This window comes from Actinoallomurus sp. CA-150999 (assembly GCF_050942425.1).
GTDB lineage: Bacteria > Actinomycetota > Actinomycetes > Streptosporangiales > Streptosporangiaceae > Actinoallomurus.
Map to the genome: position 1 here is coordinate 241,912 of NZ_CP192063.1, position 17,023 is coordinate 258,934.

The following is a 17,023-nucleotide window of genomic DNA, read 5'->3' on the forward strand; positions in this document are numbered from 1 at the left end:
GGCCGCGCTCTCCTAAGGCCGCGCTCTCCTAAAGCCGCGCTCTCCTAAACGGGCAGTCGGTAGATCACCGTGCCCTCGTCGCCGCGGGCGACGAGGGCACGCGGCCACAGGTTGTGGATCGCGGCGCGCGCGGCGTGGTTGCCCGCGAGCACGTCGGCGCGCAGCTCGGTGATGCCGTGCCGCCGGGCCGATCCGGTCAGGTCCCCGATCAGCCGCGTGGCGACGCCCTGCCGCTGCCAGGGATCCGCGACCACGACGGCGAGGTCGGCACGCCAGGGCAGGCCGGTGTCGCGCGTGTACTCGGCGATCCCGACGACCTCGGAACCGGCCACGGCGACCAGCGCGTCGCGGTCGACGTGGTCGATGCCGTCGAGCGTGCGGGCGTAGAACGCCGGGATGTGCGGGGTGCCGGCGAAGAACCGGTGGTAGAGGCTCCGCCGCGACAGCCGCATCGCCAGGACGCCCTCCCGGTCACCGTCGTCGTAGGGCCGTAGGTCGACCGCCGGCGCGCCGGGTGCTGCCCGGGCAGCGAGTTTCGTCACGAAACCCATTGCATCACCAGCGAGTTGCGTGAAGCAACTCCTTGGAACGAAAAACGGGCCGGAAGGGAAGATCCCCTCCGGCCCTCGGTCGTACGGTCAGGCGGAGAGGCGTCCCAGGCCGAGGCGGTGGTCGCCGCCGACCAGCTGCTTCCACGGCAGGGCGGTGTGGCCGCCACCGGCCGGAAGGGCGAATCGGAGGGACTGAGGAGTGACCGTCGGCGTCGACACGACGTTCCAGTGAATGACGAGGTGGCCCACCTTGGCGTGCTTGCCGGGCTTGAGGACGACCGCCTGCTTGGCGGAGTAGCCGAGGCTCTTGTCGCCGTAGGCGTGGACCGGAACGCTGCGCGCGCCGCCCTCCTTGCCCTTGACCAGGTAGGTGAAGCCCTTCAGGCCGTTGCGCAGGACGCAGGCCTTCTTCGCGGTGTTGCGGAAGTCGAGGGTGGTGTAGCGCTGGCCCGCGCCCGGGTCGATGCGCTTGTTGAGGGAGACCTTGAGGTTCGCGGCCTTGCAGGAGGGCGTGGCGCTGGTGGTGGCGGCCATGGCGGGCACGGCGGCCGCGATCGAGCCGGCCGCGACGGCGCCGGTGACGACGGCGATCTGCATCCGGCGACGAGTGTTGTCTCGCATCCTGAACTCCCCGAGGGTCGGCGGGCGCTAGTGCGCCCGGGGATTGGTGTGTTCAGACATTGAGACGCTTGCGCGAGCAAGATCGTTCGCGGTTTCGCCGGAAATGATCAAGAAAAAATCACGGTGTGCCCGGGGCGGCGGCCTGCTGGACGACCCAGTCGGTCGGCAGGGCGCCCGGGCCTGGCCGGGGGTCGATGTCCGTCGGGCCCAGGGACGCGCCGCACTCCGAACAGGTCAGGGTCGGCGTCAGCTGCCCCGTGCAGCCGCGGTGGATGAGGACCATGGGCGCGCCGTTCTCGGCATAGTGCTGATCGCCCCACAGCAGCAGCGACATGATCACGGGCCACAGGCCCACGCCCTTGCGGGTCAGGCGGTACTCGTGGCGCTCCGGCCGCTCCTGGTAGAGATGCCGACGGAGGATGCCCTCGTCGCACAGGCGGTTCAGCCGGTCGGTGAGCACGTTACGTGCCACGCCCAGGCTTGCCTGGAAGTCGTCGAACCTGCGGACGCCCTCGAAAGCGTCCCGGATCACCAGCAGGGTCCAGCGGTCGCCGACGATCTCGAGGGCCCGGGCGATCGAGCAGTTCTGCGCGTCGTACGTGCGGTTGAGCACGCATTCAGCCTAAGTCGCCGAGTTGCGTCAAGCAACGCGGGGACGGCCGCATCCTCCGGCCGTCCCCGCGCACCGCGTCGCGGCCTTACTTGATCTTGGTGCCCTGCGAGAGCAGGTGCTCGCAGGCCTCGACGATGCGCGCGGCCATGCCCGCCTCGGCGGCCTTGCCGTACGCGCGCGGGTCGTAGGCCTTCTTGTTGCCGACCTCGCCGTCGACCTTCAGAACGCCGTCGTAGTTCTTGAACATGTGGTCGGCGACCGGCCGCGTGAAGGCGTACTGCGTGTCGGTGTCGATGTTCATCTTCACGACGCCGTACGACACCGCCTCGCGGATCTCCTCCAGCGTGGAGCCGGAGCCGCCGTGGAAGACCAGCTCGAAGGGCTTGTCCTTGCTGTAGCGCTCGCCGACGACGTCCTGGATCTCCTTGAGGACCTCCGGCCGCAGCTTCACGTGGCCCGGCTTGTAGACGCCGTGCACGTTGCCGAACGTCGCGGCGAGGAGGTAGCGGCCCTTCTCGCCGAGGCCCACGGCCTCGACCGTGGCCAGGGCGTCGCCGGGCGTCGTGTAGAGCTTCTCGTTGATCTCACCGACGACGCCGTCCTCTTCGCCGCCGACGACGCCGATCTCCATCTCCATGACGACGCGGGCCTTGGCGCACTCCTCGATGAGCTCCGCGGCGATCTGGAGGTTCTCCTCGAGCGGCACGGCCGAGCCGTCCCACATGTGCGACTGGAACAGCGGCTCCTCGCCGCGTGCCACCCGCTCCTGCGAGATCTTGACCAGCGGCTTCATGAAGCCGTCGAGCTTGTTCTTGGGGCAGTGGTCGGTGTGCAGCGCGATCTGCACCGGGTACTTCTCGGCGACCACGCGCGCGTACTCCGCGAGCGCCGTCGCGCCCGTCACCATGTCCTTCACCGTGGCGCCGGAGAGGAACTCCGCGCCACCGGTGGAGACCTGAATGATCCCGTCGCTCTCGGCCTCGGCGAACCCGCGCAGCGCGGCGTTCAGCGTCTGACTCGAGGTGACGTTGATCGCGGGGTAGGCGAAGCCCTGACGCTTTGCCCGATCGAGCATCTCCGCGTATACCTCTGGGGTCGCGATCGGCATGGCTCTTCCTTCCTTGGGCGTGGCTCCCGGCGGTCTCAACACCAGTATCCCGAAATACATCTGCGGCCCGGACCATGGCACGCCTACCGGTACGCTCGGCCCGTGGCCCTCGCCGTGAACATCATGGATCCCAAGTCCCTCATCGCGACGTTCGGACTGATCGGGATCCTCGCCGTCATCTTCGCCGAGACCGGCCTGCTCGTCGGGTTCTTCCTACCCGGCGACACCCTGCTGGTCACCGCGGGCGTCTTCACCACGACGACCGCCGCCCATGCCGCCAACATCACGCCGCTGCCGCTCCCGGCACTCCTGATCGGCGCGCCGCTGTGCGCCGTCGCGGGGGCCCAGGTGGGGCACTTCCTCGGCGCCAAGTACGGGCGAAAACTCTTCGACCGGCCTGACTCACGGCTGTTCCGGAAGGATCACGTCGACAAGGCCGAGCACTACTTCAACAAGTTCGGCCCGGCCAAGGCCGTGGTGCTGGCCCGCTTCGCCCCGGTCGTGCGCACCTTCCTCAACCCGCTCGCCGGGATGCTCGAGATGTCCGCGGGCCGGTTCCTCATCTTCAACATCATCGGCGGCGTTCTCTGGACGGAGTCGATCATCCTGCTCGGCCGTTTTCTCGGCGACCGGGTCAAGGGAATCGACAAGTACGTCCTCCCCGTCGTCGCCATCGCCGTCCTGATCTCGGTGATTCCGGTGATCCGGGAGATCCTGAAAGGCCCCAAGAAGTCGGGAGATGCGGATGATCGTAAGAAGCAGACGATGCCATCTGGCCGTCACCGTCGCTGACGGTCCCGGTTATCGCTAACCTCCCCCTGTGGGACGTCACCGATCAGACCCTATGGGTCTCGCACGCATCGCCATCGCGGTACTCGCCGTCACGCTGGCATTGGGTCTCGTGATCGTCGGTGGCGTGTCGCTCTATGGAGCACTCACCAAGGACGCGTCTAAGACCGCGTCCTCCTCGCCCGACCCGTCGACCAGCGGACAGGCCACGCAGACGGCTTCGAGCAAGCACGCCAGCTCGGAGCCCAAGGTTCAGTCCGGCAACGAGATCGACGTCCAGTGCCTCGTGGCGCAGTGTCCGATCTTCGTCGCGGGCCCCGGAGCGACGGACGTCATCTGGCAGGGCTCGCTCATCAAGGGCGAGGTCCGCAAGTTCAGCGAGACGCGGGTCATCATGCAGGTCGACGACGCGAGCACTGTCAGCGTGACCGTCAACGGCCAGAGGCAGCCCAGGGGACACCGCGGGCAGGCGCGCACCTACAAGGCCCCGACCAAACAGTGACCCAGGCCGGGGCTCGCTCGACCGACGAGCTCAGCCGATCCCGAGGTCGTCCAGGGTGAACGCCGAGCGGTAGTCCAGCCCCGCCTCGGCGATGCGGGGTGCCGCTCCGCGCTCGACGATGGTGGCCACGCCGACGACCTCGGCGCCCGCCTCACGGAGCGCCTCCACGGCGGTCAGCACGGAGCCGCCGGTCGTGGAGGTGTCCTCCACGGCCAGCACGCGCCGCCCGGTGACGTCGGGCCCCTCGACGCGCCGCTGCAGCCCGTGCGCCTTGCCCGCCTTGCGGACGACGAAGGCGTCGAGGTGCCGGCCGCGCGCGGCGGCGGCGTGCAGCATCGCGGTGGCGACCGGATCGGCGCCGAGCGTCAGCCCGCCCACGGCCTCGTAGTCGAGGTCGGCGGTGAGATCGAGCATGACCCGCCCGACGAGCGGCGCCGCACGCCCGTCGAGGCTCACGCGACGCAGGTCGATGTAGAAGTCGGCCTCCTGGCCGGACGACAGGACGACCCTGCCGTGCACCACCGCTTTGCTCTTGATCTCGGCCAGGAGATCGTCGCGATCCGTCATAAGCGAAACTCTATCCATGACACCCGGCACCGTCGTTCTGCTGCACAGCCCGCTGACCACCGCGTCCGCCTGGGGATCCCTCCCCGAGGCGCTCGGCGCGTACGAGGTCGTCGTGCCGGAGATCACCGACGACGACCGGGCGCCGTACGCCGGTCGCTACGTCGCGCGGGCCGCGCTGGAGATCACCAAGGCGGGCGTGCGGCCGCCCGTCGTCCTCGTCGGCCATGGCGGGGCGGGTCCGCTCCTGCCGCCGATCGGCGGCGCCCAGCGCGCCGCGCACCGCCTCGTCGGCGGCTACGTCTTCGTGGACGCCGAGCTTCCGCCGCCGGCGGGTTCGAGCCGGCTGGACCAGGCGACGGCGTTCGGCGCGGAGTTCGCCGAGTCGTTGAAGAACGGGGGCCGGTTCCCGGACGAGGAGCCGCCCGCGGGCGTGCCGTCCCGGCCGCGCGAGGAGGATTTCTTCACCGAGACGCTGCCGATGCCACAGGACTGGCCTGACGCCCCCTGCGGGTACCTCCGCACGTCTCCGGCGTACGACGGTCCGGCCGCGCAGGCGCGGCTGCGCGGCTGGACCGTCACCGCCGTCGACGCCGGTCACTTCGCCGCGGTCACCGACCCGCTCGCGACGGCGCGCGCCCTCACCGACCTGATCGCGGCCCTCTGATCGCGGACCGCCTCACCGAGCTGTCGGCGGCGCTCTGACCGACCTGATCGCGGCCCTCTGACCGAGCTGATCGGCGGCGCTCTGACCGAGCTGATCGCTGGCCAGCTGGCCGTGCGACACGCCAGAGATCCGGTCCGGGTCGCCTGTCCCGGAGGGGTGATCACTGTGTCCGTCGGGGCAGGCGGGCGAGATGTTCCTCCTGTAAGAAGCGGGTGGTACCGTCGCCCATCGGGCATCCGATCTCGGCCGTCTCACCAAGTCAGCCGTGTCGCGGCGCGCCCCGTCATACAGTGGCGAGCGACCGAGTCAACGGTGACACGCGGGAGGAGGGGTCTCGCCAGGGTGCGGAAAGCCGCATTTCCCTCATAATCTCGTGGAGCAGCCAATCACTGGATCGGCCCACGCCGACGACGGACTTCACTACGCTGTGGTTCCCGAGGTCGCTCGCCGGCTCGAAAGCTCACCCGTGGGTCACTGATAAGGGTCTCGTGCCGAGAAAGGGGCGGTGTTCGCGTGGATCGCTGTGCGCTGTTCGTAGATGCCGGCTATCTGCTGGCCGACGGCGCGATGGCGGTGCACGGTACCCGCCGTCGTGAATCGGTGTCGTTCGACTTCGGAGGCCTGCTCCAGCTCCTCGGCAACCTCGCCCGGGAGCGCACCGGCCTGCCGCTGCTGCGCTGCTACTGGTTCGAGGCGACGGTCGAGGGTCGGCGCACGCCGGAGCATGACGCGCTGGCCGACCTGCCGGGCATCAAGCTCCGCCTCTCCCGGCTCCGCCCGGGCCGCCGCGAGGGCGTCGACACCGAGATACACCGCGACCTCATGACGCTGGCCCGCAACGGCGGGGTCGCCGACGCCGTCATCGTGAGCGGCGACGAGGATCTCGCCCAGGTCATCGCCGACGCGCAGGACCTCGGCGTCCGCGTCACGGTCGTGCACGTGGCCGTCGACGGCAACTGGACGATCTCCCGGGTGCTCCGGCAGGAGTGCGACGACCTCATCGAGATCGGCTCCGGGCACCTCCGGCCGTACGTCAATCTGCTGGCGGGGGTCGACACCTCGGCCGCGCCGCTGGCCAACGGCGCGTCCAACGGCTCGGGCGGCGCCCTGGCCCCGTTGCGGCCGTCGCCGCAGCACGGCGCCGCACCGCCGAGCACGCCGATCACCGTGACGCCGTCACAGCTCGGCTCCTCGACGAACACGATCTCCTCCGGCCTCACCGGCTCCTCCGGCAGCGGACAGCCGAGCACGCCGACCCCGCCGCTGCGCTCGACCCCGATGCACGCGGCGCCGACGCCGCCGGCTCCGCCGTCGACCGGGCCGCAGACCGGCAGCAACGTCACCGGCCCGCAGTACCCCCAGCAGCCCGTCGGGCCCTACACCGGCCCCCAGCAGATCACGCCGTCCCCGGTCCAGCAGTCGACCCCGACGCTGGCCGACGCCGTGAAGGCGGCGCACAAGGAAGGGCAGGACTTCGGCGAGTCGGTCGCCCGGGACGCCCCCGCCCTCTGGCTGGAGGCCGTGCTGGCGCGCAAGCCGCGGATGCCGTCGGACCTGGAGGCGCGGCTGCTCCAGGGCTCGTCCCTGCCGATCGACTTTCTGCTCCACGACGAGGTACGCCACGCACTGCGACGCGGTTTCTGGGATGCGCTCGAACGCTCGCGGCGCAGCTGATCGCGGTAACGTCTCTACCGGCCGGTTCGCTCCGGTCGGCTACTGGTCGGCCTCCGGGTCGGCTTCTGGTCGAGCGATCATCCGAAATGACCAGATTCGCAGCAGGTACGCCGGGTAGCGTCTAGAAGGTGACGCATGTGACCGAAGACGATCTCGATGACCTCGAGTTCGAGACTCTCCGCACCGGTGATCACGCCGCGGCGGCGACACGGTTCGTCGAGTTGGCCGATACCGTCTCAGGCGGCGTTTCCCGCGCCAGCCTGTTGCTACGGGCCGGTGAACAGTGGCAGCACGCGGGCGAGCACGACAGGGCGGCCGAGGCCTACCGCGGTGCCTTGGACGACGGCGGGGAGACGTACGGCGATCCGCGCATCTACCTCGCCGGTGCCCTGTTCGAATTGGACCGTGCCGATGAGGCGCGGGCACTGATCGAGCAGGTACGCGCCGACGCGCCGAAGGACCCCGAGATCTTCCGCGCCGTCGCCGAGCTGCTGCATGAGCAGGGCGACCTGGTCGGCGCGCACGACTGGTCGACCGAAGGCGCCGACATCGCCCGGTCGTCCGATCCGGACGCCCTCGAGGGCCTGCTGCGGATCCGCTACCGCTGCCGTCTCGACCTCGGCCGCCCCGAGGACGAGTACGACGCGCTCCTCGACGATCTGCTGAAGAAGACCGACGACGCCCCGGACCAGCAGTTCCACTGACGCGTCGGCGACTCCGGCCCGCATCGACACCGCGCCCGTGCGGTGCGCGACGGGCCGGACGCGCATTCATCGATTCCGCTTATCGGGGATTCACGACAGAGGGGCACGGCCGAGCTCGCGGAACCGGTCCTCGGCGGCGGCGTCCCAACGTACCGACGCCGTCCTTCCGTCGACGTGCACGGTCGCCAGCGCGTTGTCGAACCAGGGCCCGTCGGTGACCCGCCACCCGAGCGGCGGTCTCCGTACGCCGGCGAGCCGGGCCAGCGCCCGCGCGGGCAGGTCGCCAACCCGTCGGCAGGCGACCTGGTTGGCCAGCTTGAACGGGCCCGTCAGCGGGTTGCGCAGCGGCGAGCAGACGACCTGGGAGATCGGCGTACGGGTCCCGCGCACTCGCGCGAGGTAGGAGTAGTGGACGTCACCGGAGAGCAGCGTGATGCTCGCCGGCGGGCGCGGCCCGTTCGCGACCTCCAGCAGGATGTCCGCCACCGCCCGGAACGACGCGTCGAACGCCGCCCAGTGCTCCAGGTCGAGGGTCTGCCGGAGCCGCTCGCCGAACCCGGCCGCCCGTCGTCCCCACGCGCCGCCCGCGACGGCCTCGTTCCACGCCTCCATGTGGTGGATCGCCGCGGGCAGCAGGAACGGCAGGGACGTCGCGACGATGAGATGGTCGACGTCGGCGCGGCACTGCTCGCCGAACCACGCGAGCTCCGCGTCGTCGAGCACCGCCCGCCGGCCCTCCTCCAGCACGCGCCCGCACCGGCTGTCCACGACGACGATCCGCGTCCGCCCGTGATCATGTACGTAGCTCCACCGGACCTCGCCGGGCGCCTGGTCCGCCCGCTCGGCGAACTCGTCCACGAGCTTCCCGGCGTCCCCGTCGGCCGCGAGCACCGCCTGGTAGACCGGGTCGGCGGCGCGCTCCGCCGGTGACAGGTTCCCGAGGTGCTGGTAGATCCAGTACGTGCCGAGTCCGGCGGTGATCCGCCGTTCCCACCAGGGATGGGCCCGTATCTCCCGCCGCCACGCCTCGGAGGTGTTCCAGTCGTCGCGGATGTCGTGGTCGTCGAAGACCATCGAGCTGGGCACCGTGGCCAGCAGCCACCGCACCGCCGGATCCGTCCCCCAGGCCAGCCGGTACAGGTGGGCGTACTCCTCGAAGTCGGCGATCTCGGCGTACGGCGGCGCCTCGATGTCACGCCGCGCCGCGATGAACTCCCGTACCTCCGGTGTCGTCTCGTCGGCGTACACCTGGTCGCCGATCAGCAACAGCTCGTCCGGCGGCTCGTCGCCCGCCATGAGCCGTCGCGCGCACACCGCCAGCGCGTCGACGCCGTGCGTCGCCTCCGAGGTCGGCGCGACCCGGCAGGACCCGACGGCGAACCGCCGCGCCCCGCCGGGCGTACGGGTGCGAATGCGTCCGGGCGGCGTCCCGGGCTCCGGCCACGCCCGCTCACCGTCGAGCAGCACGTCGTACGGGGTATCGGAGCCGGGCTCGAGGCCGTCGACGTCCACGAGCGCATAGTGATGCCCGTGGACCGTGAACGTACGGCTCGCGGCGTCCAGGACGCGGACCTCGCACGGCCGATCGGTCTCCACCCAGACCGTCGCCGTGCGCGCACCGACGTGGCGCAGCAACGGCCCGAGGATGAGTCGTGTCATGACCTAACGGACTACCGCGCCGAGGCCGACCGCGTCCACCTCGCCGGGGATCGTCAGCGGAGCTTGCCGAAGAACTCCCGGATGTCCTCGGCGAACACCTCGGGGAGCTCCATGGCGATGAAGTGGTGACTGCCGGGGCGGTTCTCGCCCCAGTGGACGATGTCGTTCTGGCGTTCGGCGAGGCGGCGGATGCCGGGCGGGCCGCTGTAGAGGCCGGTCGGCACCGCCGACTGCCCCTCCGGCCAGGCGAACCGCTCGCTGTTGTACATCAACCAGGAGGAGGACCCCGAGGTCCCGGTGAACCAGTACAGACTCACATTGGTCAGGAGCAGGTCCCGGTCGATGGCGTCCTCGGGCACGGTCACCGCGTAGCCGAACTCCTTGAACTTCTGCGTCATCCACGCCAGCAGGGCGACCGGCGAGTCGTTCCAGCCATAGGCGAAGGTCTGCGGCGCGGCGCGCAGCAGCGCGTGATGGTCGACGCCTCGGGCCCATTCCCCCATCTGTCCGAAGAAGGCCCGCTCGTCCTCGGTCAGCTCCGGAAGGTCGTCCTCGGTGGGGATCCCGAGGCCGCTGTCGATGTGCACTCCGACGACGCGGTCGGGGGCGACCGTCGCCAGCGCCGGTGCGACGTACGCGCCGAGGTCGCCACCCTGCGCGCCGTACCGGCGGTAGCCGAGGCGGTCCATCAGCTCCGCCCAGAGCCGGGCCACCCGCGTCACGTCCCAGCCCGTCTCCCGCGGGGCCGACGAGAACCCGAAGCCGGGAACCGACGGCACGACCACGTGGAACGCCTGCGCCGGGTCACCGCCGTACGCGCCCGGATCGGTCAGCGGGCCGATCAGGTCGACGAACTCGACGAAGGAGTTCGGCCAGCCGTGGGTGAGGATCAGCGGGAGCGCGTCCGGGTGCGGCGAGCGTACGTGCAGGAAGTGCACGTCCTGACCGTCGATCGTGGTCGTGAACTGGGGGAAGCCGTTCAGGCGCGCCTCGTGGGCGCGCCAGTCGTAGCCGTCGCGCCAGTACTCGGCCAGGTCCTTCAGGTAGGCGACCGGCACTCCCCGGCTCCAGCCCTCGCCCGGCAGCTGCGCGGGCCAGCGGGTACGGGCCAGTCGGTCGCGCAGGTCGTCCAGTTCGGCCTGCGGAACGTCGATGCGGAACGGCCGGATCTCTTCGCTCATCGTGTGCCCTATGTCTCGGAGGTCTGCGACGTCGTACGCCCCGACCGATTCGCGGTCGCGACGACGTGACGGACGCTATGCCCCATGTAGGTCGGATTCTGGCCTAGACTCCCGGCCTGTGACCTCGGCCCGCCTGCTGACGCTGCTCTCCTTGCTGCAGACCCCACGCGAGTGGCCGGGCAGCGAGCTCGCCGAGCGCCTGGAGGTCAGCCCCCGTACGGTCCGCCGCGACGTCGAGCGGCTGCGCGACCTCGGCTATCCGGTCGAGGCCACGATGGGCCCGGCGGGCGGCTACCGCCTGGTCGCCGGTACGGCCATGCCGCCGCTGCTCGTCGACGACGAAGAGGCGGTGGCCATCGCGGTCGCCCTGCGTACCGCGGCCGGGCATCCGGTCGGCGGCATCGAAGAGGCGTCCCTGCGGGCGCTGGCGAAGCTGGAGCAGGTACTGCCGTCGCGCCTGCGGCAGCGGGTGGGCGCGCTGAACGCCGCCACGGTCGCGCTGCTGGGCGTGGCCGGCCCGAGCATCGACCCGGACGACCTCACGACCGTCGCCATCGCCGTCGCGAGCCGCCGGGGCCTGCGCTTCGCCTACCGGCGCGGCGGCGGCGAGGGCGACCGCCTGGTCGAGCCGTACCGTCTGGTCGCCGCGGGACGCCGCTGGTACCTCGTCGCCTACGACCTCGACCGGGACGACTGGCGGATCTTCCGGATGGACCGCGTCCGGCGACCGCGCCCGACCGGCGTGCCGAACACGCCCCGCCGGCTTCCCGACGAGGACGCGGCCGCCTACGTCACGCGCAAGCTCTACTCGCTGGTCCCGACGTACCGGGCACTGGTCACCCTGCGCGTCCCGGCCGACGAGGTCCCGGCGGCCCGGCTCGGCGAGGTCGAGCCGATCGACGCGCACGGCTGCCGCCTGCGCACCCACGCGGACACCCTCGAATGGCTCGCCCAGCGGCTCACGATGCTCGGCTGCGAGTTCACCGTGCACGAGCCGCCCGAACTCGTCGCCTACCTGCGGGCGCTCGGGGCCCGCGCCCTCCGCGCCACGGGCGGATAGCGGTCGGGCCCCGCACGTGACGTGCGGGGCCCGACCGAGGAGGGTCTCAGGAGGCGGTGAGCACCGCCTCTGACTCCTGCTCCGCCTGGTCGGCCGTGCGGCCGCGGAGCACCAGGAGGGCGAGCAACGCCGCGGCGAGGACACCGGCCGCGCCGGCCGTGAAGGTGGTGGACATCGCGGTCGCGAAGGCGTCGCGGGCGGTGTGGGCCAGGCCGGTGTTCCCGGTCCGGGCGGCGATGGCGAGGGCCTCGCCGATCGAGTGCCGGGCCTGCTCGGGGGCGGTCTTGGGCATGGCGCCGGTGAAGGTGCTGGACAGGACGCTGCCGAGGATCGCGACGCCGAGTGCGGCGCCCGCCTGCTGGATCGTGTCGTTCAGCGCGGAGCCGACCCCGGCGTGCTCGGCCGGGACGGCGCCCATCAGGGCCGTGATCGCCGCCGGCACCGCCAGCCCGCCGCCGATGCCCATCAGGGCGAGCGCGACGCCCAGCACCGCGAACCCGTCGCCTGGTGCGACCGTCGCCAGCACGCCGAACCCCGCCGCGGTGATGACCAGCCCGGTGGCGGCCATGACGCGGTTCCCGAGCTTCTGACCCAGGCTCGCGCCGATGCCGTTGAACACGAGCGCGGCGACCGCCAGCGGGATGAACGCCAGCCCGGTCTTCATGGGCGAGTAGCCGAGGACGAACTGCAGGTACTGGGTCGCCGCGAGCAGCAGGCCGCCGTTGGCGATCTCCGCGAGGGTGAGGGAGAGGCTGCCGCCGGTGAAGTTCCGGTCGCGGAAGAGGCCCAGCGGAACCATCGGGGAGGAGGTGCGGGTCTCCCAGATCACGAAGCAGGTGAGCGCGGCGACGGCGACGGCGGTCCCGGCGATGGTGGCGGGGCCGAAGCCGTTCCTCGGCAGCTCGATGATCGTCCAGACGAGCGCCGTCATGCCGACGACCGACAGGACCGCGCCGAGCGGGTCGGGCTTGCGCCAGGGGCCCTTGGACTCGGGCATGAGGACGACCGCCGCGACGATCGCCAGCGCGGCGATCGGGATGTTGATCAGGAAGACCGCGCTCCAGCCGAACCGGGCGACGAGCAGACCGCCGACGACCGGGCCGCCCACGAGGCCGAGCATGGCGACGGCGCTCCACGCGGCCATCGCCTTCGGCCGCTCCGCCTCGTCGAACACGGTGATGAGGATGGACAGCATGCTGGGCATCACCAGCGCGCCGCCCACACCCATGAGCACCCGAGCCGCGATCAGCAGTCCGGGCCCGGTGGCGAACGTCGCCGCCAGCGAGGCTCCGCCGAAGAGGGCCAGCCCGATGACCATCATCCGCCGCCGGCCGAACCGGTCCGACAGGCTTCCCGCCGTCAGCAGCAGCCCGGCGAACACGAGGATGTAGGAGTCCAGGATCCACTGGATGTCCTGGGCGCTCGCGCCGAGGTCCTCGGTGAGCGCGGGGATCGCCACGTTGAGGGCCATGTTGTCGATGACCAGCACCAGCGTGCTGAGGCAGAGGACGACCAGGATGAGCCAGCGGCGTGGATGGCGAGTCATCACGCTTTCCCTTCGAACGATGCGTACAGTGTGCGCCAACTGGCGAACACTGTACGCACGACGGAACGCTGTGCGCAAGCGGTGAACGATGTACGCATCCGCATACGCTGTGCGCTAGGCTCGTGAGAACGACGAGGAGGAGATGCCGTGACCACCGATGACAGGCCGATCCCGTCGGTATGGGCGCGTCCCGGCCGAGAGAAGCGCGAGCAGCCGGCGCTGAGCCGACGGCAGATCGTGGCCGAGGCCGTCCGGCTGCTCGACGCGGAAGGCGTCGACGCGCTCAGCATGCGCAAGCTCGGCACCCGCCTCGGCGCGGGCGCGACCTCGCTGTACCGGCACGTCGCCAACAAGGACGAACTGGTCGAGCTGGCGGTCGACGAGGTCTTCGGCGAGCTGCGGGCCCCCGACATGAGCGACCCGGAACGCTGGCGCGAGGCGACCGCCGCCTGCGCCTATGGCCTGCGCGCCGTGATCCTGCGACACCCGTGGATCGCCTCCATGCTCGGCGCGATGGCCAACTACGGGCCGAACCTCATGCGCCTGTCGGAGGACCTGCTCGGCACACTGGAGGCCGCGGGGTTCTCCCTGACGGAGGCCAACAGCGCGATGAGCGCCGTCTTCGCCTACGTCATCGGGATGACGAGCAGCGAGGCGGCATGGCTGACCATGCTCGCCCGCAGCGGCCAGTCCGAGGACGAGTGGGCCGAGCGCCTGAAGCCCGCTCTCGAGGGACTCACCCGCTCACACCCGCGCCTCGGCGCGCTGTTCACCGCGCACGCGGACGAGGATCCCGTACGGCTCCGCGAGCAGGAGTTCGCGTACGGCCTCGACCGTATCCTCGACGGCCTCGCCCTCGCCCGCACCGGCGGCCCCGCGCCCGCCTGACCCGCTGCGGCGGGCCGGGTCGGACTCTGCCCGTTTGTCGCGTAAGTGTTGATTTCCCGCATACGGGAAGCGGTTGACCGTTAGAGAAATTGTTCCGCTTTGCGGATAGTGCGGGACTAGTGTGGATTTCGAGAAGTCGCTCACTGATTAGTGGGATGTGCGCTGAATCCAAGGTGTAGATATACCGCAAAGATATGGCCGGATTGACGCTGAGGTCGCGCTTATGGGTATCAATGGCGAGGTATGGCGATGCGGGTGGCGTAGCGCGCCACCTGCCCTATTCGAGGGGGAGCGTATGGTCCTCAAGACGATGATCGTGACCGGCCCTATGCTGGCGGCCGCGCTCGGCGTAGCCGCAGCGCCCGCACACGCGGTGCAATTGCGTCCGTCCGGTAAATCCGCCGGTGTTCTCCGGGTGCAGCCCGTGAATGCCGACAGATCAAATATCAATCGGATACGCCGGCACGACCAAGACGATGAAGAATTCAGGCGTCATCGGAGCCGCCATCACTTCGATCACGACGATGACGAAGCCCGAACCAGTCATACGCGCGCTGGCTTCAGAAGCGAGCATAGAGAGGACGACGATGACGATTCGTTCAGACGTCATCACCGGCAGCACGACTTCGACGAAGAGTAACGGCGTGGCCCTAATATCCGTGACACAGGCGAGTCGCTGAACCGAGCCCGAGCCGGTCGTGCGTGTCCCGTACCGGCTCGGTGGCCACCGCGGCCCAGCTCGATGAACCGCGCTGACTCGGCTCAGGGGTGGACTGGTGGAGAGCTGGAAGTCATAGGGGGAGTTCCCAGACGCGTACGGAGTCGACGTGGGCTGCGGCGATGACCACGGGACGGCTGCCGAGCTCGGTCAGGCGGACGCCGAACACCTCGCTGTCGTATTCGCGGAACGGCTCGCCGAGCAGTCGGCGCTCGGCCAGATCCCAGACACAGATCGTGCCGTTCTTGGCGCCGGTGACGGCGACCGGACGGCCCATCACCGAGCCCGTGTCCAGGCACGAGACGTCGCCACCGGGGAGGGCGAGCGGCTCGTCCCACTCACCGGTTTCGGGATCGCCCAGCAGCAGGCTCTGCCCGCCCGCCGCCACGACGCGCGTACCGCCGTCCACGGCCGCCAGGGCGAAGTCGGTCAGTGTCTCGTCGAGATCATCGAATTCTGCGAGGGAACATTGCTCATCGATGTCCCATACGAGCACCCCACCGTCGTGGCCGCCGGCCACCACGACCGGCCGATCCCCCAGCGTTCCCGCCGCGACGGCACTGCCGGCGCCTGACTGGGCGTACAACTCCTCGACCTGGATCTGGAAGTCATAGGCCGAAGGCCGATCGAGCCCCTCATCGCCGTCGTATTCGGCGACCGACGGGTCCCACAGTTGCACGTCCGTGCAGGACGAACCTCCGACGACGAGCATTGAGCGTCCCCCGAGGTCGGCCCTGGCCGTGGAGTCCACGCCGCCCTCCTGCGCGGTCAGCCGCACCTTGCCGGACTGGAGGTCCCACATGGCGAAGCCCTGGTGGTCTCCGCCACCGCCGATCACGATCCGGCCGTCCACGACCGCGGCGCCGAGCGCGGTGAGTTCGGTGTAGTCGCCGTCCCAGTCGACCCAGGGATTGTCGAGCGGGTACTCCGTCCACAGATCGGTCGCCGGGTCCCAGGTACAGGCATGGCGGCTGACGTCATGGGTGCCGACGAAGAGCAGCCGACCATCCAGGACGACGAGGTCGAAATCGTGGATCCTGCCGCGGGGAGGCGAGCTGACGATGATGGACCGGGCTGCGGGCATGCTCAGGAGCCTAGGGCGACGGCCGGTCTCGCAAGATCGATTTCCAGATGATCTCGGTCATGGAGTAAGGGGCACGAACGTCACGGAGAGCGCAAGCCGGCAACGGTGGCCATGGCCCACGCCTTGACGCGATTCGGAAAGCCGACAGCGGGGAACGTGCCGTCTTGGGCGACGTCATTGATGGTGACGCTGAAGGCCGTAGGCGTCGGACCAAGGGCCGGCGCGACGGCCCCGATGTCGGGAAGCGCGACATGCCGGTTCTGGTGGGAGTTGGCGCGGCGCAAGCGTTCGGTCAGGGGCGTGACCGCGGTGAGGCCATCGTTGAGATAGGTGTGCAGGATCGCCCAGGGGCGGGCCCGGTGTGGTGCGGGCAGGCGGCTGGGGTGCTGGAGCAGGAAGCAGGCGGCGGTGACGCCGTGCAGGGGACCCCAGGGCGGGCGCCGAGAGTGGTCCAACGCGAGCACGACGTTGAAGAGGTCTTCGCACGAGTGGGGTCGCACGGGCGCTCCGCACTCGGGACAGCGCGTCATGAGCACCAACGTATGGACTCCAGCCGGTGGAAGGTCAACCGCGCCGGACATCGCGGTACCCGCGTGTATGACGGGTCTCAGTGATCCGTCAACGGGGCGACTTCTCCCAGCGCCTCGACCAGTTGGGGCGGCAGCGGTATGGTCCCCGACCCGTCGGTGGCGACCACGACGTAGACGATGGAGCCGGTCGCGGTCGTCTCTCCGCCGTGCCGGAACGCGAAGCCGAGGGTGAAGCTCTTGCCGCCGATCCGGGCGGTGCTGACCAGGACCTCCGGCCGGTCGTGGTAGCGGATGGCGGCCGTCCAGTCCAGGTCGACGTGTGCATCGACACCCATCTGCGGCCGCACCAGGATCACCTGGCGACACTCTGGCACAGAAGCCGATCAAGGCCCGTTTCTGTAGGGCTCGACGATCGCGGCTCGGACGGGGAGTTCCCAGACGCGTACGGAGTCGACGTGGGCTGTCCGTCGTGTCCTTCAGCGAGCCGCCGAAGCTATTGGCGCGAATTTGACCTTGCGCGATCTGCGGCGGAGATGTCCATCACGTTGTGTGAAACAGCATTTT

General features: G+C 70.1%; 19 protein-coding genes. 7 read left to right on the forward strand and 12 right to left on the reverse strand.

What is annotated here, in order from left to right:
* Positions 1–44 precede the first annotated feature (44 nt).
* The 4 genes from ACQP2O_RS01265 to fbaA form a co-directional block, all read right to left on the reverse strand.
* Positions 45–542: an N-acetyltransferase family protein gene (locus ACQP2O_RS01265; RefSeq protein WP_433179279.1), complete on the reverse strand. Its 498-nt coding sequence runs from the start codon at positions 540–542 to the stop codon at positions 45–47.
* Positions 543–638: 96 nt separating this feature from the next.
* Positions 639–1,172 carry a DUF4232 domain-containing protein gene (locus ACQP2O_RS01270; RefSeq protein ID WP_433179280.1) on the reverse strand — a complete coding sequence of 178 codons (534 nt, stop codon included), beginning with the start codon at positions 1,170–1,172 and terminating at the stop codon, positions 639–641.
* A gap of 118 nt (positions 1,173–1,290) precedes the next feature.
* Positions 1,291–1,785, reverse strand: coding sequence for a winged helix-turn-helix transcriptional regulator (locus tag ACQP2O_RS01275; RefSeq protein WP_433179281.1), 495 nt, complete (start codon positions 1,783–1,785; stop codon positions 1,291–1,293).
* Positions 1,786–1,870: 85 nt separating this feature from the next.
* On the reverse strand, positions 1,871–2,893 hold the full coding sequence (gene fbaA, locus ACQP2O_RS01280) for a class II fructose-bisphosphate aldolase (RefSeq protein ID WP_433179282.1): 1,023 nt from the start codon (positions 2,891–2,893) through the stop codon (positions 1,871–1,873).
* Between the two features lie 102 nt (positions 2,894–2,995).
* Here fbaA and ACQP2O_RS01285 point away from each other — a divergent pair, with 102 nt between their 5' ends.
* Positions 2,996–3,685, forward strand: coding sequence for a DedA family protein (locus ACQP2O_RS01285; RefSeq protein ID WP_433179283.1), 690 nt, complete (start codon positions 2,996–2,998; stop codon positions 3,683–3,685).
* 52 nt (positions 3,686–3,737) lie between these two features.
* Complete coding sequence (locus ACQP2O_RS01290; RefSeq protein ID WP_433179284.1) at positions 3,738–4,184, forward strand: hypothetical protein; 447 nt, start codon at positions 3,738–3,740, stop codon at positions 4,182–4,184.
* Positions 4,185–4,214: 30 nt separating this feature from the next.
* Here the strand turns inward: ACQP2O_RS01290 and pyrE are convergent, their stop codons facing one another.
* Entirely contained in the window at positions 4,215–4,751 is a 537-nt protein-coding gene (gene pyrE / locus ACQP2O_RS01295) for an orotate phosphoribosyltransferase (protein ID WP_433179286.1), read from the reverse strand.
* 16 nt (positions 4,752–4,767) lie between these two features.
* On the opposite strand from pyrE, the gene ACQP2O_RS01300 reads away from it, so the two are divergent.
* The 3 genes from ACQP2O_RS01300 (at position 4,768) to ACQP2O_RS01310 (ending at position 7,793) form a co-directional block, all read left to right on the forward strand.
* Positions 4,768–5,415: an alpha/beta fold hydrolase gene (locus ACQP2O_RS01300; RefSeq protein ID WP_433179288.1), complete on the forward strand. Its 648-nt coding sequence runs from the start codon at positions 4,768–4,770 to the stop codon at positions 5,413–5,415.
* 513 nt (positions 5,416–5,928) lie between these two features.
* Entirely contained in the window at positions 5,929–7,089 is a 1,161-nt protein-coding gene (locus ACQP2O_RS01305; RefSeq protein ID WP_433179289.1) for an NYN domain-containing protein, read from the forward strand.
* Positions 7,090–7,226: 137 nt separating this feature from the next.
* The gene (locus ACQP2O_RS01310) at positions 7,227–7,793 is read left to right on the forward strand and encodes a tetratricopeptide repeat protein (protein ID WP_433179290.1); all 567 of its coding nucleotides are present in this window, start codon (positions 7,227–7,229) and stop codon (positions 7,791–7,793) included.
* 90 nt (positions 7,794–7,883) lie between these two features.
* Here the strand turns inward: ACQP2O_RS01310 and ACQP2O_RS01315 are convergent, their stop codons facing one another.
* Both ACQP2O_RS01315 and ACQP2O_RS01320 read right to left on the reverse strand, forming a co-directional pair.
* A complete protein-coding gene (locus ACQP2O_RS01315) occupies positions 7,884–9,452 on the reverse strand; it encodes an alkaline phosphatase D family protein (RefSeq protein WP_433179291.1) in 1,569 nt (522 codons plus the stop codon).
* Between the two features lie 53 nt (positions 9,453–9,505).
* Positions 9,506–10,633, reverse strand: a complete 1,128-nt coding sequence (locus ACQP2O_RS01320) for an epoxide hydrolase family protein (RefSeq protein ID WP_433179293.1) — start codon at positions 10,631–10,633, stop codon at positions 9,506–9,508.
* Positions 10,634–10,751: 118 nt separating this feature from the next.
* Here ACQP2O_RS01320 and ACQP2O_RS01325 point away from each other — a divergent pair, with 118 nt between their 5' ends.
* Positions 10,752–11,693, forward strand: coding sequence for a helix-turn-helix transcriptional regulator (locus tag ACQP2O_RS01325; RefSeq protein ID WP_433179294.1), 942 nt, complete (start codon positions 10,752–10,754; stop codon positions 11,691–11,693).
* Between the two features lie 46 nt (positions 11,694–11,739).
* On the opposite strand, the gene ACQP2O_RS01330 is transcribed toward ACQP2O_RS01325, so the two are convergent.
* Entirely contained in the window at positions 11,740–13,239 is a 1,500-nt protein-coding gene (locus tag ACQP2O_RS01330; RefSeq protein WP_433179295.1) for an MFS transporter, read from the reverse strand.
* A gap of 147 nt (positions 13,240–13,386) precedes the next feature.
* Between ACQP2O_RS01330 and ACQP2O_RS01335 the strand changes: the two genes are divergently transcribed.
* Positions 13,387–14,127: a TetR/AcrR family transcriptional regulator gene (locus ACQP2O_RS01335; protein ID WP_433179296.1), complete on the forward strand. Its 741-nt coding sequence runs from the start codon at positions 13,387–13,389 to the stop codon at positions 14,125–14,127.
* A gap of 439 nt (positions 14,128–14,566) precedes the next feature.
* Here the strand turns inward: ACQP2O_RS01335 and ACQP2O_RS01340 are convergent, their stop codons facing one another.
* The 4 genes from ACQP2O_RS01340 to ACQP2O_RS01355 form a co-directional block, all read right to left on the reverse strand.
* Entirely contained in the window at positions 14,567–14,749 is a 183-nt protein-coding gene (locus ACQP2O_RS01340; RefSeq protein ID WP_433179297.1) for a hypothetical protein, read from the reverse strand.
* Between the two features lie 169 nt (positions 14,750–14,918).
* Positions 14,919–15,929, reverse strand: a complete 1,011-nt coding sequence (locus ACQP2O_RS01345) for a hypothetical protein (RefSeq protein WP_433179298.1) — start codon at positions 15,927–15,929, stop codon at positions 14,919–14,921.
* A gap of 80 nt (positions 15,930–16,009) precedes the next feature.
* Positions 16,010–16,510, reverse strand: coding sequence for a DUF5946 family protein (locus tag ACQP2O_RS01350; RefSeq protein ID WP_433179299.1), 501 nt, complete (start codon positions 16,508–16,510; stop codon positions 16,010–16,012).
* Between the two features lie 26 nt (positions 16,511–16,536).
* On the reverse strand, positions 16,537–16,815 hold the full coding sequence (locus ACQP2O_RS01355) for an acyl-CoA thioesterase (protein WP_433179300.1): 279 nt from the start codon (positions 16,813–16,815) through the stop codon (positions 16,537–16,539).
* Between the last annotated feature and the right edge of the window lie 208 nt (positions 16,816–17,023).

Bases quoted from the DNA above. Each gene is read 5' to 3' on its own strand.
- ACQP2O_RS01270 (WP_433179280.1), bottom strand. From the start codon at position 1,172: ATGCGAGACAACACTCGTCGCCGGATGCAGATCGCCGTCGTCACCGGC.
- fbaA (WP_433179282.1), bottom strand. From the start codon at position 2,893: ATGCCGATCGCGACCCCAGAGGTATACGCGGAGATGCTCGATCGGGCA.
- ACQP2O_RS01290 (WP_433179284.1), top strand. From the start codon at position 3,738: ATGGGTCTCGCACGCATCGCCATCGCGGTACTCGCCGTCACGCTGGCA.
- pyrE (WP_433179286.1), bottom strand. From the start codon at position 4,751: ATGACGGATCGCGACGATCTCCTGGCCGAGATCAAGAGCAAAGCGGTG.
- ACQP2O_RS01300 (WP_433179288.1), top strand. From the start codon at position 4,768: ATGACACCCGGCACCGTCGTTCTGCTGCACAGCCCGCTGACCACCGCG.
- ACQP2O_RS01315 (WP_433179291.1), bottom strand. From the start codon at position 9,452: ATGACACGACTCATCCTCGGGCCGTTGCTGCGCCACGTCGGTGCGCGC.
- ACQP2O_RS01320 (WP_433179293.1), bottom strand. From the start codon at position 10,633: ATGAGCGAAGAGATCCGGCCGTTCCGCATCGACGTTCCGCAGGCCGAA.
- ACQP2O_RS01330 (WP_433179295.1), bottom strand. From the start codon at position 13,239: ATGACTCGCCATCCACGCCGCTGGCTCATCCTGGTCGTCCTCTGCCTC.
- ACQP2O_RS01345 (WP_433179298.1), bottom strand. From the start codon at position 15,929: ATGCCCGCAGCCCGGTCCATCATCGTCAGCTCGCCTCCCCGCGGCAGG.
- ACQP2O_RS01350 (WP_433179299.1), bottom strand. From the start codon at position 16,510: ATGTCCGGCGCGGTTGACCTTCCACCGGCTGGAGTCCATACGTTGGTG.